This window comes from Pseudomonas sp. H1_D05 (assembly GCF_054682705.1).
The window spans coordinates 1,216,970-1,231,241 of record NZ_CP162825.1 but is presented as its reverse complement, the minus strand read 5'-3'; the positions used below and the strand labels follow the sequence as shown (position 1 = coordinate 1,231,241).

Sequence of the window (14,272 nt, the reverse complement as noted above, 5' to 3'; positions counted from 1 at the left end):
GCAGCCTGCGGCAGCTCCTACACGGGAATATGCGTTTCTCTGTAGGAGCTGCCGCAGGCTGCGATCTTCTGATCTTGCTTCAGGCGTTCTCTTTGTAAGCCTTCAACGCCTTCAGTCGCTCACGTTTCAGCGCTTCACCCAGTTCCGGGCCCTTGAATCCCTTCTCCAGTAACGGCTGCACCGCAACCTCTCGCGCAGCCTTCGCCGCACCGCGCAAATAATCCGCCTGTGGATAACTTCTCTGCTCCAGCCCTTTACGGCCTCGGGCGTCCATTTCGCATGCCGCGATAAACTCTTCAAACCGCTGCGGTCGGCGATACACATCAAAGCTCTGCAACAGCTCAAGCAGCGTCGAGGCCTTCAACTCCAGCGCCCGGTGGCTGTGGGTGTGGTACTTGCCGACCAACAAGGCCAACTCCTGACAATCCTTTGGTGCCTTAAAGCGTTCGTTGACCGCTTTGATCAGCTTCAATCCCGTGTGCTCATGGGCGATGTGTCGCGGCCACTCTTCCTCTGGGGTCAGACCTTTGCCGAGATCGTGCAGCAGGCAAGCCCAGCGTACCGTCAGCGGTTGTTTGTGCAGCGCTGATTGCTCCAGGACGCTGAGGGTGTGCAGGCCGGTATCGATTTCCGGGTGATGCGCTTCCGGTTGTGGCACACCGAAAAGCGCGTCGACTTCTGGCATCAGTACTTTCAGTGCGCCGCAGTCGCGCAGCACCTGAATGAACACTTGCGGCTGATCTTCCATCAGTGCCCGGGAGATTTCTTTCCAGCTACGTTCAGCGGTCAACGCCTCCAGCTCACCGGACTCGCTGAGCTGACGCATCAATTCCAGCGTCTCCGGTGCGACAGTAAAACCCAGCCCGGCATAGCGCGCTGCGAAGCGGGCAACGCGCAATACACGGAGGGGATCTTCGGCGAACGCCGGAGAAACGTGGCGCAGAATCCGTGCTTCAAGATCGCGCTGGCCATGGTAGGGATCGGTCAGATTTTGCTCATTGTCCTCGGCCATGGCGTTGATGGTCAGGTCGCGACGAATCAGGTCTTCTTCAAGCGTCACTTCGGGGCTGGCGTGAAAAGTGAAACCGCCATAACCGAGCCCGCTCTTGCGTTCGGTGCGGGCGAGGGCGTACTCCTCGCCGCTTTTGGGATGAAGAAACACGGGGAAATCCGCGCCAACCGGGCGATAACCCTGGGCGAGCATTTCTTCCGTGCTGGCACCGACCACGACCCAATCGATGTCGGTGACTGGTTTGCCCAGCAAGCGATCACGTACGGCACCGCCAACCTTGAAAATCTGCATAAAAAACCTCCGTTAGCCCGACAGAATAACCCTTGCGTCAGACTTTCGGAGGCCGAAACCGGATCAAAGATGAATGACGGCAAGGTCAAGTCGACCGTAATCCCCTTCGCTGTGTTCACTGCGTGGCGGTACGTGGTGGGTTTTCATGATCTGGTCGCCTTGCAGGGTTTCCAGATGGATATCGAAGCCCCACAAGCGATGCAGGTGTTTAAGCACCTCGTCGGTGGAATCACCCAGTGGTTTGCGGTCATGCTGCTGGTGGCGCAAGGTCAGTGAGCGGTCGCCGCGCCGATCGATGCTGTAAATCTGCACGTTCGGTTCACGATTGCCGAGGTTGTATTGCGCGGCCAGTGTTTCGCGGATGATCCGGTAGCCGGGTTCGTCATGAATCGCAGGCACCAACAAGTCGTCCTTCTGATCGTCATCCATGATGCTGAACAGTTTCAGGTCACGGATCACTTTCGGCGATAGATACTGCAGGATGAAACTCTCATCCTTGAAGCTGCTCATGGCGAATTTGATGGTCGACAGCCAGTCGCTCCCGGCAATTTCCGGGAACCAGTGACGATCCTCTTCGGTAGGTTCTTCACACATGCGCCGGATGTCGCGATACATGGCGAAACCCAGCGCGTAGGGGTTGATGCCGTTGTAGTAAGGGCTATCGAAACCTGGCTGAAACACCACGCTGGTGTGCGAGGTGAGGAATTCCATCATGAAGCCGTCGGTAACCAGCCCTTCGTCATACAGGTCGTTCATCAGCGTGTAGTGCCAGAATGTTGCCCAGCCCTCGTTCATCACTTGGGTCTGGCGTTGCGGGTAGAAGTACTGGGCGATCTTGCGCACGATCCGCACGATCTCGCGCTGCCACGGTTCCAGTAACGGCGCGTGTTTTTCGATGAAGTACAGGATGTTTTCCTGCGGCTCGGCCGGGAAGCGTGCGTTGTCCTTGTCGCTGTATTTATCCGCGCCTTTGGGAATGGTGCGCCACAAATCGTTGATCTGCTTTTGCATGTGCTCTTCACGATCCTTCTGCCGACGCCGTTCTTCTTCGGCGGAAATCGGGTAAGGACGTTTGTAGCGGTCGACGCCGTAGTTCATCAACGCATGGCAGGAGTCGAGCAGGTCTTCTACTGCATCGATGCCGTGACGCTCCTCGCACTGCATGATGTACTGCTTGGCAAACACCAGGTAATCGATGATCGAGCTGGCGTCGGTCCAGGTGCGGAACAGGTAATTGCCCTTGAAGAAACTGTTATGCCCGTAACAGGCATGCGCCACTACCAGCGCTTGCATGCAGATGGTGTTTTCCTCCATCAGATAGGCAATGCACGGGTCAGAGTTGATCACGATTTCGTAGGCGAGGCCCATCTGCCCACGGCTGTACGACTTTTCCGTGCTGAGGAAGTGTTTGCCGTAGGACCAGTGGTGGTAGCCCAGTGGCATGCCCACCGAGGCATACGCATCCATCATCTGCTCGGCGGTGATCACTTCAATCTGGTTGGGGTAGGTATCCAGCGCATAGCGGGCCGCGATCCGGGCTATTTCGCGGTCATAGGTCTGGATCAGCTCGAACGTCCATTCGGAGCCGGTGGAAATGGGTTGGCGCTTCTGCTCTTTGGCGGTCATGTCACTAACCTGCGCTGGAAGAGTTCACGGAAGACCGGATAGATATCCCCGGCCGAGACCAGTTGCTGTTGGGCAAAAGTGTCAGAGAAGGCTTCGGCGATGCGTTCGTACTCGTACCACAAGGCCTGATGTTCGCGCGGGGTGATCTCCACGTAAGTGTAGTACTGCACAAACGGCATGATCTGGTTGATCAGGATGTCGCGGCAGATTGGCGAGTCATCATTCCAGTTGTCGCCGTCGGAAGCCTGCGCCGCGTAGATATTCCACTCGTTGCTCGGGTAACGCTCGGCCATGATCTCCTGCATCAGTTTCAGGGCACTGGAAACGATGGTGCCGCCGGTTTCCCGTGAATAGAAAAACTCCTCTTCGTCGACTTCCCGGGCGCTGGTGTGGTGGCGGATGAACACGACATCGATCTTGTCGTAGTTCCGTTTCAGGAACAGGTACAACAGGATGAAAAAGCGTTTGGCGATGTCCTTGGTCGCCTGGGTCATGGAGCCGGAGACGTCCATCAGGCAGAACATCACCGCTTTTGAACTGGGGTTGGGCTGCTTGATCAGCAGGTTGTACTTCAAGTCGAATGTATCGAGGAACGGCACGCGGTGAATGCGCGCGCTGAGTTTTTCGATTTCCGCCTCGAGTTCCTGAATATCGCCGAAGTTGTCCGGCTCTTCGCGTCTCAGACGCTCAAGTTCTTCTTTGACTTCACGCAGTTTCGCTCGACTGCTACCGGAAAGGGCAATGCGCCGTGCGTGGGCCGAGCGCAGGGTGCGGATGATATTGATGCGCGACGGGTTGCCTTCGTTGCTGATCCCGGCGCGTACGGTTTTGAAGGTGTCGGTGCCGCTCAGGTTGCGTTTGACCAGGTTCGGCAGTTCGAGGTCTTCGAACATGAATTCGAGGAATTCTTCCTGAGTGATCTGGAAGACGAATTCGTCCATGCCCTCGCCGGAGTTTCCGGCCTTGCCCGGACCGCGTCCGCCGCCACCTCCCGGCGGGCGGGCGATGTGTTCGCCGGCGGTGAACTCCTTGTTGCCCGGATGCACCACGGTCTGCTTGCCGCCGCGGCCATGGTGAAGCACCGGTTCGTCGATGTCGCGACCGGGAATACTGATCTGTTCGCCGTGCTCCATATCGGTAATGGAACGGCGGCTGACCGCCTCTTCGACAGCCTTCTTGATGTGGTCACGGTAACGCCGCAGGAAGCGCTGACGGTTCACCGTGCTCTTGTTCTTGCCATTGAGACGTCGGTCGATCACATAACTCATAGGAAGCCCTCCGGGCAGCTTCAAGTTGTGAGCTTCAAGCTGCAAGTAAAAGCAGGTTCCCGGGCATCAGTGGGTTACGCGCTTTGTTCTTGCAGCTCGTAGCTAGAAGCTTGCAGCTGCTTCACTGCGACTTCCGTACCCGTAGGTACCATTCGGAAAGAAGCCGTACCTGTTTGTCGGTGTAGCCGCGTTCGACCATTCGAGTGACGAAGTCGTTGTGCTTTTGCTGATCCTCCTTGCTGGCCTTGGCGTTGAAGCTGATGACTGGCAGCAGATCTTCGGTGTTGGAGAACATTTTCTTCTCGATGACCACCCGCAGTTTCTCGTAGCTGAGCCAGGTCGGGTTCTTGCCGTTGTTGTTGGCGCGTGCGCGTAGTACGAAGTTGACGATCTCGTTGCGGAAATCCTTCGGATTGCTGATGCCGGCCGGTTTTTCGATTTTCTCCAGTTCTTCGTTCAGCGCGACGCGGTTGAGAATCTCGCCGGTTTCCGGATCGCGGTATTCCTGATCCTGAATCCAGAAGTCCGCGTACAGCACGTAGCGGTCGAAGATGTTCTGGCCGTACTCGCTGTAAGACTCGAGGTACGCGGTCTGGATCTCCTTGCCGATGAATTCGATATAACGCGGCGCCAGATATTCCTTCAGGTAGCGCAGGTAGCGCTCGCGGGTTTCAGCCTGGAATTGTTCCTGTTCGATCTGCTGTTCCAGCACATAGAGCAGATGCACCGGGTTGGCAGCGATTTCATGCGGATCGAAGTTGAAGACCTTGGACAGGATCTTGAAGGCAAACCGGGTCGACAGACCGTTCATGCCTTCGTCGACGCCTGCCGAGTCGCGGTATTCCTGGATCGACTTGGCTTTCGGATCGGTGTCTTTGAGGTTTTCGCCGTCGTAGACGCGCATCTTCGAATAGATGTTGGAGTTTTCCGGCTCCTTGAGGCGCGACAGCACAGTGAACTGCGCGAGCATCTTCAGGGTGTCAGGCGCGCAATGCGCTTTGGCCAGGGAGCTGTTGAACAGCAGTTTGTCGTAGATCTTCACTTCGTCACTGACGCGCAGGCAGTACGGCACTTTGACGATATAGATCCGGTCGATGAACGCTTCGTTGTTCTTGTTGTTGCGGAAGGTGTGCCATTCCGATTCGTTGGAGTGAGCGAGCAGGATCCCGGTGAACGGAATCGCGCCGAGGCCTTCGGTACTGTTGTAGTTGCCTTCCTGCGTCGCGGTCAGTAATGGGTGCAGCACCTTGATCGGTGCCTTGAACATTTCGACGAATTCCATCAGGCCCTGGTTGGCACGGCACAGCGCACCGGAGTAGCTGTAGGCGTCGGCGTCGTTCTGTGGGTATTCCTCGAGTTTGCGGATGTCGACTTTACCGACCAGTGCGGAGATGTCCTGGTTGTTTTCGTCCCCCGGTTCGGTCTTGGCTACGGCGATCTGGTTGAGGATCGACGGGTACAGTTTGACCACGCGGAACTGGCTGATGTCGCCGCCGAATTCGGCCAAGCGCTTGGTCGCCCAAGGCGACATGATGGTGTTCAGGTAGCGCCGTGGAATGCCGAAGTCTTCCTCGAGGATCGCGCCATCTTCGGTGGCGTTGAACAGACCCAGAGGCGATTCGAATACTGGCGAGCCCTTGATGGCGTAGAAGGGCACTTTTTCAATCAGCTGTTTCAGCTTTTCGGCCAGGGACGATTTACCGCCACCGACGGGACCGAGCAGATAAAGGATCTGTTTCTTCTCTTCCAGGCCTTGGGCGGCATGGCGGAAATACGAAACGATCTGGTCGATGCATTCTTCCATCCCGTGGAAGTCTTCAAAGGCCGGATAGCGACGGATCACCTTGTTGGAGAAGATGCGTGACAGCCTCGAATTGGTCGAGGTGTCGAGCAGTTCCGGTTCACCGATGGCCAGTAATAGACGCTCGGCGGCAGAAACGTAGGCGCTCCGGTCTTTTTTGCACAGCTCCAGGTACTCTTGCAGCGAGAGTTCTTCCTGGCGTGTGGACTCGAAGCGTTGTTGGAAGTGGCTAAAGATACTCATGACGTCACCTCGCTCGATACGTGGAGCCGACGCCGGATCACTCAGTCGATGCTGGCAAACAACCGTTTAGGCAGCTGTTTGTTTACCCCCCAGAACACTTTCACGATCGACAATCGTGAAAGTCACTCCCGATGACCCGTGCGCCGGTGTACCGGCTCTCCCCTGTTTTGGATGGCCTGGGCTTAAGGATAGTTGGGAATTCGGGAGGTAAAGGCGAGATACGTAATTAGTTGTGGCAAGACCGTTCGTCTGCCAGCGCGGGCCCACGGCAGCCGGGGCCTGCGCGTGACAAAAAAATTATTCGGCGGTGCCTTGCGCAGTTTCCGCAGGATAAGTCGTACGCCACAGCTCGAAGCCGCCGTCCATGCTGTAGACGTCGGAGAAGCCTTGGCTGATCAGGTAGGCCGCAGCACCCTGGCTGGAGTTGCCGTGATAGCAGACGACGACGGTCGGCGCATCAAGGTCAGCGCCTTGAATGAAAGCGTGCAGGGAATGGTTGTCCAGATGCTTCGAGCCGCGGATGTGCAGGGCGGCGAAAGTCGCCGGGTCGCGCACGTCGACGACGACAGCACCTTGTTCACGCAGGGCCTGGGCCTGTTCCGGGGGGATTCGTTTGAATTCGCTCATGGCGGGTTCCTGTTGCTCGGCTGAAAGCGCAGTCTAACGCGGTGCGCTGACTGGCGAAGTTTCGGGGATAAGTGGTGCGACAGTTGGCGCGAGTCCGCCGTGTTCGTCGCATTTGCACGACAGCCGTTCGCCGCTGTCGATATTCATCAGGGTCAGGCTGCCGCCCCAGACACAACCGGTGTCGAGCGCCGAGATACCTGGCTCATGGATATTGCCTTCGAGTGCCGCCCAGTGGCCGAAGATGATGCGCAGGCCTTTGGTCTTGCGATCCTTGTGCTGAAACCACGGTTTATATCCGGCGGGTGCTGTGTCGAGGCCTTCCTTGCTCTTGAGGTCGAGTTTGCCTTCGGCGGTGCAGAAGCGCATGCGGGTGAAGTAGTTGGTGATGACGCGCAAGCGAGTCACGCCTTTGAGATTGTTGTCCCATTTCGCTGGATCGTTGCCGTACATGCCGTCGAGGTAGGCGAGCAGCATGTTGTCGTCTCGCAGGGCCGTTTCGACTTCGGCGGCGCACTTCAGTGCGCGGCTCAGCGACCATTGTGGTGGTATGCCGGCATGCACCATGGCGATATCGCGTGTCTCGTCGTAATGCATCAGTTTCTGCTGGCGAACCCACTCCAGCAGTTCGACGCTGTCTGGCGCATCGAGAATCTCGCGCAGGGTGTCGGATTTCTTCAAACGCTCGATATTCTTTGCGGCAGCAAGCAGGTGCAGGTCGTGGTTGCCGAGCACGCAGATCAGCGATTCACGCATGCCATACAGAAAACGCAGGGTTTCCAGTGATTGTGGGCCACGGTTGACCAGGTCACCGACCAGCCACAGTCGATCAAGCTTTGGGTCGAACGCCACTTGCTTGAGCAGGCATTTCAGCGGTTCAAGGCAGCCCTGCAGGTCGCCGACGGCATACGTCGCCATCAGTGCAAAGACCCGGGCACGGCGAGGCGGAACGGCTTGATGATGGCGTCGAAATGTTTACCGTCGTCGGCGACCATTTGGTAAGTGCCTTGCATGGTGCCGACCTTGGTGGTCATCACTGTGCCGCTGCTGTAGGTGTGGCTTTTGCCGGCATCGATCAACGGTTGCTGGCCGACCACGCCAGCGCCGCGTACTTCCTCTACATGACCATCACCGTCGGTGATCACCCAGTGCCGCGAAAGTAGCTTGGCAGGGATTGCGCCATTGTTCTGCACAGTGATGGTGTAGGCGAAGGCGAAGCGGTCGTGCTCGGGTTGCGATTGGTCTGCCAGATAGCGGGTGACGACGCTGACATCGACCTGGTAACGGGAATCGGACATGCAAGAGGCCTTAAACGAAGCGGAACGCGGGGCGTAGCTGATGGGGATTCAGTCTAGGCAAGTATCGGGCAGTAAACCAGAGTGGCGTCCTGCCCGATAGCGTTCATCGTTTATCAGTCGGCGGCGGGGGAGGCCGGGACTTGTACCGCGAGCTGGTCGGCCAGACGTACGAATGCGGCCAGATCCAGTTGCTCCGGACGCAAGCTGCCATCGACGCCGGCGGCTTCAATCTCGGCATTGCTGAGCAGTTGCTTGAGAGTATTGCGCAAGGTCTTGCGGCGTTGGTTGAACGCTTCGCGCACCACGCGCTCCAGCAGCTTGTGATCCTTGGCCGGGTGCGGCAGTACGGCGTGCGGCACCAAGCGGACGATGGCCGAGTCGACCTTCGGCGGCGGGTTGAACGCGCCCGGGCCAACGTTGAACAGGTGTTCCACACGGCAATGGTACTGAACCATGATCGACAGGCGACCCCAGTCACCACCGCCAGGGCCTGCGGCCAGACGCTCGACCACTTCTTTTTGCAGCATGAAGTGCATGTCGCGAATGATGCCGGCATTGTTCAGCAGGTGAAAAATCAGCGGCGTGGAGATGTTGTACGGCAGGTTGCCAACCACACGCAGGCTGTTTGGCGCGGCGTTGAGCGTGTTGAAGTCGAACTTCAGTGCATCGCCCTGATGCAGGTTGAAGTTGTCCTTGCCGGCAAACTGCTGGTTGAGGATCGGGATCAGATCCTTGTCCAGTTCCACCACGTCGAGTTGTGCGCCGGAGGACAGCAGGCCGGCGGTCAGTGCGCCCTGGCCCGGTCCGATTTCCAGCAGGCGGTCTTCAGACTTGGCGCTGATGGAGCGCAGGATGCGGTCGATAACGCCGGCATCGTGCAGGAAGTTCTGGCCAAAGCGTTTGCGCGCCTTGTGTTGGTATTGCTCGGTCATAAACGGGTCTCGGCCATCTGGTAGGCGGTTTCCAGGGCGACTTGCAGGCTGCCGGTGTCGATCTTGCCGCTGCCGGCCAGATCGAGGGCGGTGCCGTGATCGACCGACGTGCGGATGATCGGCAGACCCAGGGTCACGTTGACGGCAGCGCCGAAGCCTTTGTACTTAAGCACAGGCAAACCCTGGTCGTGGTACATCGCCAGCACTGCGTCGCAGTGCTCCAGATATTTGGGGGTAAACAGAGTGTCGGCAGGCAGCGGGCCACGAAGGTCCATGCCCTCGCCGCGCAGGCGCTCTAATGTCGGTTCAATGATGTCGATTTCTTCATGGCCCAGGTGGCCGCCTTCACCGGCGTGCGGGTTGAGTCCGCAGACCAGGATGCGTGGCTGGGCGATGCCGAATTTGTGTTGCAGGTCGCTGTGCAGAATCCGCGTCACGCGCTCCAGCCGTTCTGGTGTGATTGCGTCGGCAATCTCGCGCAGGGGCAGGTGAGTGGTGACCAGTGCCACGCGCAAACCACGCGTGGCGAGCATCATCACCACTTGGGCGGTATGAGTCAGGTCGGCGAGGAATTCTGTGTGCCCGGAAAAGGCGATGCCGGACTCGTTGATCATGCCTTTGTGCACAGGCGCGGTGATCATTCCGGCGAAATCACCGTTCAGGCAGCCATTGCCGGCGCGGGTCAAGGTCTCGAGGACGAATGCAGCGTTGGCTTTGTCCAGTTGCCCGGCAACCACGGGGGCGCTGAGCGGCGTATCCCAGACATACAGGCTGCCTGCGGGCGCCGGAGCGTCCGGCCAGTGATCAGGCGCAACATCCAGCAAAGTGACGGCCAGCCCCAGCTGCGCGGCCCGCTCAAGGAGCAAGTCGCGGCTGGTGATGGCAATCAGGGGATGTGGCTGGGCTTGCGAGGCGAGCAGCAGGCACAGGTCGGGACCGATGCCGGCTGGTTCGCCGGGTGTCAGCGCGAAACGCTTGGGTTTCACTGCGCTGCCTGGTCTGCACCAGGGAGTTTGATCTCTACGTACGCTTCGTCACGGATCTGACGCAGCCAGGTTTGCAGCTCTTCGTCGTATTTGCGGTTACGCAGTACGGTCATGGCTTGCTGCTCGCGGGCCTGTTCAGTGCTGTCAGTGGCGCGACGGCCAAGGACTTCCAGAACGTGCCAGCCATATTGAGTCTGGAATGGCTTGGACAGCTGACCTTGTGGGGTCTTGGCCATCACTTCGCGGAATTCCGGTACCAGTGCGTTCGGGTCGATCCAGTTCAGGTCGCCGCCGTTGAGCGCCGAACCCGGGTCTTCGGAATAGCTTTTCGCCAGAGTGGCAAAATCTTCACCGGCCAGAATGCGCTCGTACAAGGATTGAACCAGTGCCTTGGTCTTCGCTTCATCGCGAATCGGGCTCGGCTTAACCAGAATGTGACGTACATGCACTTCATCGCGCATCTGCGCTTCGCCACCACGTTTTGCCAGCAGCTTGAGGATGATGAAACCACCCGGCGTGCGTGCAGGTTGCGTGATGTCGCCAACAGCCATGCTGCTCAACTCGCGGTCGAACGGCGGAGGCAGTTGCGCTGCTTTACGCCAGCCCATGTCGCCGCCTTCCAGTGCGTTGTCGCTGCCGGACTTGGCAACGGCCATCTGGCCGAAGTCAGCGCCTTGCTTGAGTTGCTGGTAAACCTCCATGGCCTGACGGGCAGCGTTCTGAATCGCTTCAGAGTTGGCGCTTTCCGGCGTCGGGATCAGGATGTTGGCCAGGTGCAGCTCTTCGGACAGTTGCATCTTGCCCAGGTCGGAGGCGAGGAAGTTCTTCACTTCCTGCTCGGAGACCTGAATGCGTTCTGCCACGCGGCGTTGACGTACGCGGCTGATGACCATTTCGCGTTTGATCTGGTCACGGGCGTCGTCGTAGGACAGGCCGTCGCGAGCCAGAGCAGCACGGAACTGCTCAACCGACATGTTATTGCGCTGGGCAATGGTGCCGACCGCCTGGTTCAGTTCTTCATCGGTGATGCGGATGCCGGAGCGTTCGCCGATCTGCAGTTGCAGGTTTTCGACGATCAGGCGCTCAAGCACCTGTTGATCCAGTACGCCAGGAGGCGGCAGGCCGCCACCACGCTTGGCGATGGTCTGCTGCACTTCGTGGACGCGCTGGTCCAGTTGGCTCTGCATGACCACATCGTTGTCGACGATCGCTACCACTTTGTCGATGGATTGAACTGCGGCGTTCGCCGCAGTACCCAGGAACAGCGCGCCCAGCATCAGCGGGCGCAGACAATCAGAAAGCTTGGTCTTCACGTTCACGATAACCTTGAATGCCTTTGTCGAGGAAGCTCTCTACCTTGGCGCCAGTGAGGCCGCCGAGTCCCTTCAGAACAATTTGGAGGAAGACGCCATGGTCGCCTTTTTCGTTTTGCGGAGCTTCCTGGCTGAACTCGTCATAGGAAACCCAGTAACGGTTGATCAGGCGCAGTTTCCAGCAGCAGTTGTCGTACTCGAAACCACCGAAGGCTTCCAGGGTACGGTTACGGTTGTAGTCATACTGCCAGCGGCTGATCGCGTTCCACTGTGGAACGATCGGCCAGATGACCGAGAAGTCATGCTGCTGGATCTTGTAGTAGTCCTTCACGTAGCCAGGCTGGCCAGGGGTGCCGTAGTCACCACCGCCCACCGACCATTTACCGGTGTTCTGGTCGTAACGAACCTGGTCATTGCGATAGCGATAGCCGGCGTTGATAACCTTGTTCGGGTTGTCTTCAGGCTGGTAGTGGAACATCGCGCTGCCGGAACGTGGGCTGCGGCTGTCCGGATCCCAGTTGTAGTCGGCCGTGGTGCGCCAGTCGCGGTTCCAGCGGTATTCGTATTCCAGTGCATATGGCGAAACGTTGGACTTCGCATCGTCACGGGTTTTGGCGTCGATACCTGGCAGTTGAACTTCGCGATCCTTGAAGTACAGAGCCTGGCCGACACTGATGCGTTGACGTTCGAAACCGTCGTCTTCGATCCAGCGGCTGGTCACGCCCAGCGACAGCTTGTTCTCGTCGCCGACACGGTCGGAGCCGGAGAAACGGTTGTCGCGGAATAGCGAGGCGTAGTTGAAGGTGTATTCGCTGGTGTCGAATACTGGAATATCTTCCTGATTCTCCTCAGGTACATAGAGGTAGAACAGTCGCGGTTCCAGTGTCTGACGGTAGTTCTTGCCGAAGAAAGACGTATTGCGGTCGAAGTACAGACCGCTGTCGATGCTGGCAATTGGTACGCCACGGTTCTGGTTACTGCCGAACTTGCCGCCTACGTAATCAGTACCTGCCGCAGCTGCGGCATTTTGCTGATCAACGATTTGGGATTTGCCGGTACCGTCCAGATCCAATTGATACTGGGTGTACTGGTACTTGAGCGACGGCTTCAGGAAGCCATAAGTCCAGTTCATTGGCAGACTGACACCAGGCTTCAGGTTCAGGCGGTCGCCGTTAGCGCGTGCAAGGCCTTGAACGTTGTTGTCCAGTCTAGACTCAGTCGTAATACCGTCTTCCTGAGTGAAAGTGCCGGTTTTCAGATCACGATCAAACCGGACAAGCTCGGTCTCGTAGTCGAAGTTCAGACCTTCCGGGTGATACGGCAGCTGACCATTGAAGGTGATCTGCGGCAGACGGCCATACGGCGTGATGTTGGAAACGGTTGCCAACTGGTACTGCTGCGCATTCAGGCGGGCGGTGTAGCTGTCGCCACGGTAAGTGATCGCGCCCTGCTGGTTCACGTAGTCACTGCTTTTCACGCCAATCTGATCAGTCTGCAGATCCTGGAAATAATACGGATCGCTGATCTTGGTGTAGTCGACTTCGGTGAGCACACGAGAGTCGAGACCGCCCTTGTGCTGCCAGTTGTACATGTAGCGGGTTTTTTCGTAGTCGGTCTGCTTGCTGCGCTCGGTATCGTCATCGTTCAGATACGCAGCACCAAACTGACCTTCACTCGACTTGGTCAGGTAACGGAATTCGCCTTCCACCAACATGCCACGCTTGCTCATGTAACGCGGATACAACGTGGCGTCATAGTTCGGCGCCAGGTTGAAGTAGTACGGGGTGACCAGCATGAAGCCGGTATCGCTGCCGCTGCCAATGGTCGGCGGCAGGAAGCCCGACTGGCGACGGTCGTCGATCGGGAAGTAGATGTACGGCGTGTACAGAATCGGAATGTCTTTAACGCGCAACGTCACGTTGGTCGCGGTACCGAAACCGGTGGCCGGGTTCAAGGTGATGTTGTTGCCCTTGAGCTGCCAGGCGTTGCTGTTCGGTTCGCACGTGGTGTACGTGCCGTCCTTCAAGCGGATGATCGCGTTTTCGGCACGCTTGGCGTACAGCGCGTTACCGCGGATACGCGATTTGTGCATCACGTATTCGGCGTTGTCGACCTTGGCTTCACCGGTGTCGAGCTGCACATCGGCGTGGTCGCCGACGATCAGCGCGCCGTTGTCGCGGATACGTACATCGCCATTGAGTTCGGCGCGGCTCTCGGCCTGATACAGGCTGGCCTCGTCGGATTCGACCTGCATGCTGCCCTGACGCAGGACAACATCACCGGCCAGCGTACCGACTTGATCATCGGTGTTATAGCGCGAGGCTTTTGCGCCGATAAAGGTCGGAGCATCGCTTTTGTTCGTCTTGTCATTCATGCCAGGACGAATCGGTTCGATGTAGGCACCAGAGCAGTAAGGCCCGGTCTCGGCCAATTGAGCGGCGGTGAGCTTCTCGCGCGGAACCCAGTCGAGGTGACTGAAGTCTTCGCTACGGGATTTCAAACCGCGGCCCTTGGCTTCGGTGACCAGCGCCGTTTTAGGCGCTGTGTCGGCAGCCGAACCGTTCTCGGTCGCCGCTTCGCCCGTAGCACTGACGGCACTGCCGTCATGCACTGGACGCGGCGGCAACGCAGCAGCGGTTGATTTGGGCGCACAGGCCCAACCACCCGAAGCCGAGACGGAGCAGTCATACTGCTCGGCGGCAACAACGAATTGACTGGCCAGAGGTTGCATAGCCAGCAGACTGCCGGTTACCAACAACGGAAATTTTTTACGAAACGCGGGGGATTTCAATGCCATCTTATTAGTCCGGGCTTCCTGCGTGCCATCTGCCCGCGGTGTGGGCCGCACGCCTCTCGATGGTCTGAAAAAGATGCTGGA

11 protein-coding genes are annotated in these 14,272 nt (G+C 58.1%); all 11 read right to left on the bottom strand.

Features of this window, described 5'->3' with window-relative positions; translation table 11 throughout:
- Nucleotides 1-79: 79 nt before the first annotated feature.
- Nucleotides 80-1,303, bottom strand: coding sequence for a multifunctional CCA addition/repair protein (locus tag AB4O11_RS05680; protein ID WP_460130320.1), 1,224 nt, complete (start codon nucleotides 1,301-1,303; stop codon nucleotides 80-82).
- A gap of 63 nt (nucleotides 1,304-1,366) precedes the next feature.
- Nucleotides 1,367-2,929 (bottom strand): SpoVR family protein, encoded by a 1,563-nt coding sequence (locus AB4O11_RS05675; protein ID WP_093441957.1) that lies wholly within the window; start codon nucleotides 2,927-2,929, stop codon nucleotides 1,367-1,369.
- Nucleotides 2,926-4,197 (bottom strand): YeaH/YhbH family protein, encoded by a 1,272-nt coding sequence (locus AB4O11_RS05670; protein WP_007910114.1) that lies wholly within the window; start codon nucleotides 4,195-4,197, stop codon nucleotides 2,926-2,928. The genes AB4O11_RS05675 and AB4O11_RS05670 overlap by 4 nt, the downstream gene beginning before the upstream one ends.
- Nucleotides 4,198-4,318: 121 nt before the next feature.
- Complete coding sequence (locus tag AB4O11_RS05665; RefSeq protein WP_007910115.1) at nucleotides 4,319-6,241, bottom strand: PrkA family serine protein kinase; 1,923 nt, start codon at nucleotides 6,239-6,241, stop codon at nucleotides 4,319-4,321.
- Nucleotides 6,242-6,538: 297 nt separating this feature from the next.
- Entirely contained in the window at nucleotides 6,539-6,868 is a 330-nt protein-coding gene (gene glpE / locus AB4O11_RS05660) for a thiosulfate sulfurtransferase GlpE (protein WP_108592089.1), read from the bottom strand.
- Nucleotides 6,869-6,901: 33 nt separating this feature from the next.
- On the bottom strand, nucleotides 6,902-7,783 hold the full coding sequence (locus tag AB4O11_RS05655; protein WP_460130318.1) for a symmetrical bis(5'-nucleosyl)-tetraphosphatase: 882 nt from the start codon (nucleotides 7,781-7,783) through the stop codon (nucleotides 6,902-6,904).
- A complete protein-coding gene (apaG, locus tag AB4O11_RS05650; RefSeq protein WP_095050313.1) occupies nucleotides 7,783-8,163 on the bottom strand; it encodes a Co2+/Mg2+ efflux protein ApaG in 381 nt (126 codons plus the stop codon). Before apaG ends, AB4O11_RS05655 begins: the two co-directional genes overlap by 1 nt.
- 113 nt (nucleotides 8,164-8,276) lie before the next feature.
- Nucleotides 8,277-9,095: a 16S rRNA (adenine(1518)-N(6)/adenine(1519)-N(6))-dimethyltransferase RsmA gene (rsmA, locus tag AB4O11_RS05645; protein ID WP_093441939.1), complete on the bottom strand. Its 819-nt coding sequence runs from the start codon at nucleotides 9,093-9,095 to the stop codon at nucleotides 8,277-8,279.
- Nucleotides 9,092-10,081 (bottom strand): 4-hydroxythreonine-4-phosphate dehydrogenase PdxA, encoded by a 990-nt coding sequence (gene pdxA, locus AB4O11_RS05640; RefSeq protein ID WP_460130317.1) that lies wholly within the window; start codon nucleotides 10,079-10,081, stop codon nucleotides 9,092-9,094. Before pdxA ends, rsmA begins: the two co-directional genes overlap by 4 nt.
- Nucleotides 10,078-11,394, bottom strand: coding sequence for a peptidylprolyl isomerase SurA (surA, locus tag AB4O11_RS05635; RefSeq protein ID WP_147307367.1), 1,317 nt, complete (start codon nucleotides 11,392-11,394; stop codon nucleotides 10,078-10,080). Before surA ends, pdxA begins: the two co-directional genes overlap by 4 nt.
- Nucleotides 11,375-14,191: an LPS-assembly protein LptD gene (locus AB4O11_RS05630; protein WP_093441930.1), complete on the bottom strand. Its 2,817-nt coding sequence runs from the start codon at nucleotides 14,189-14,191 to the stop codon at nucleotides 11,375-11,377. Before AB4O11_RS05630 ends, surA begins: the two co-directional genes overlap by 20 nt.
- Nucleotides 14,192-14,272: the final 81 nt, after the last annotated feature.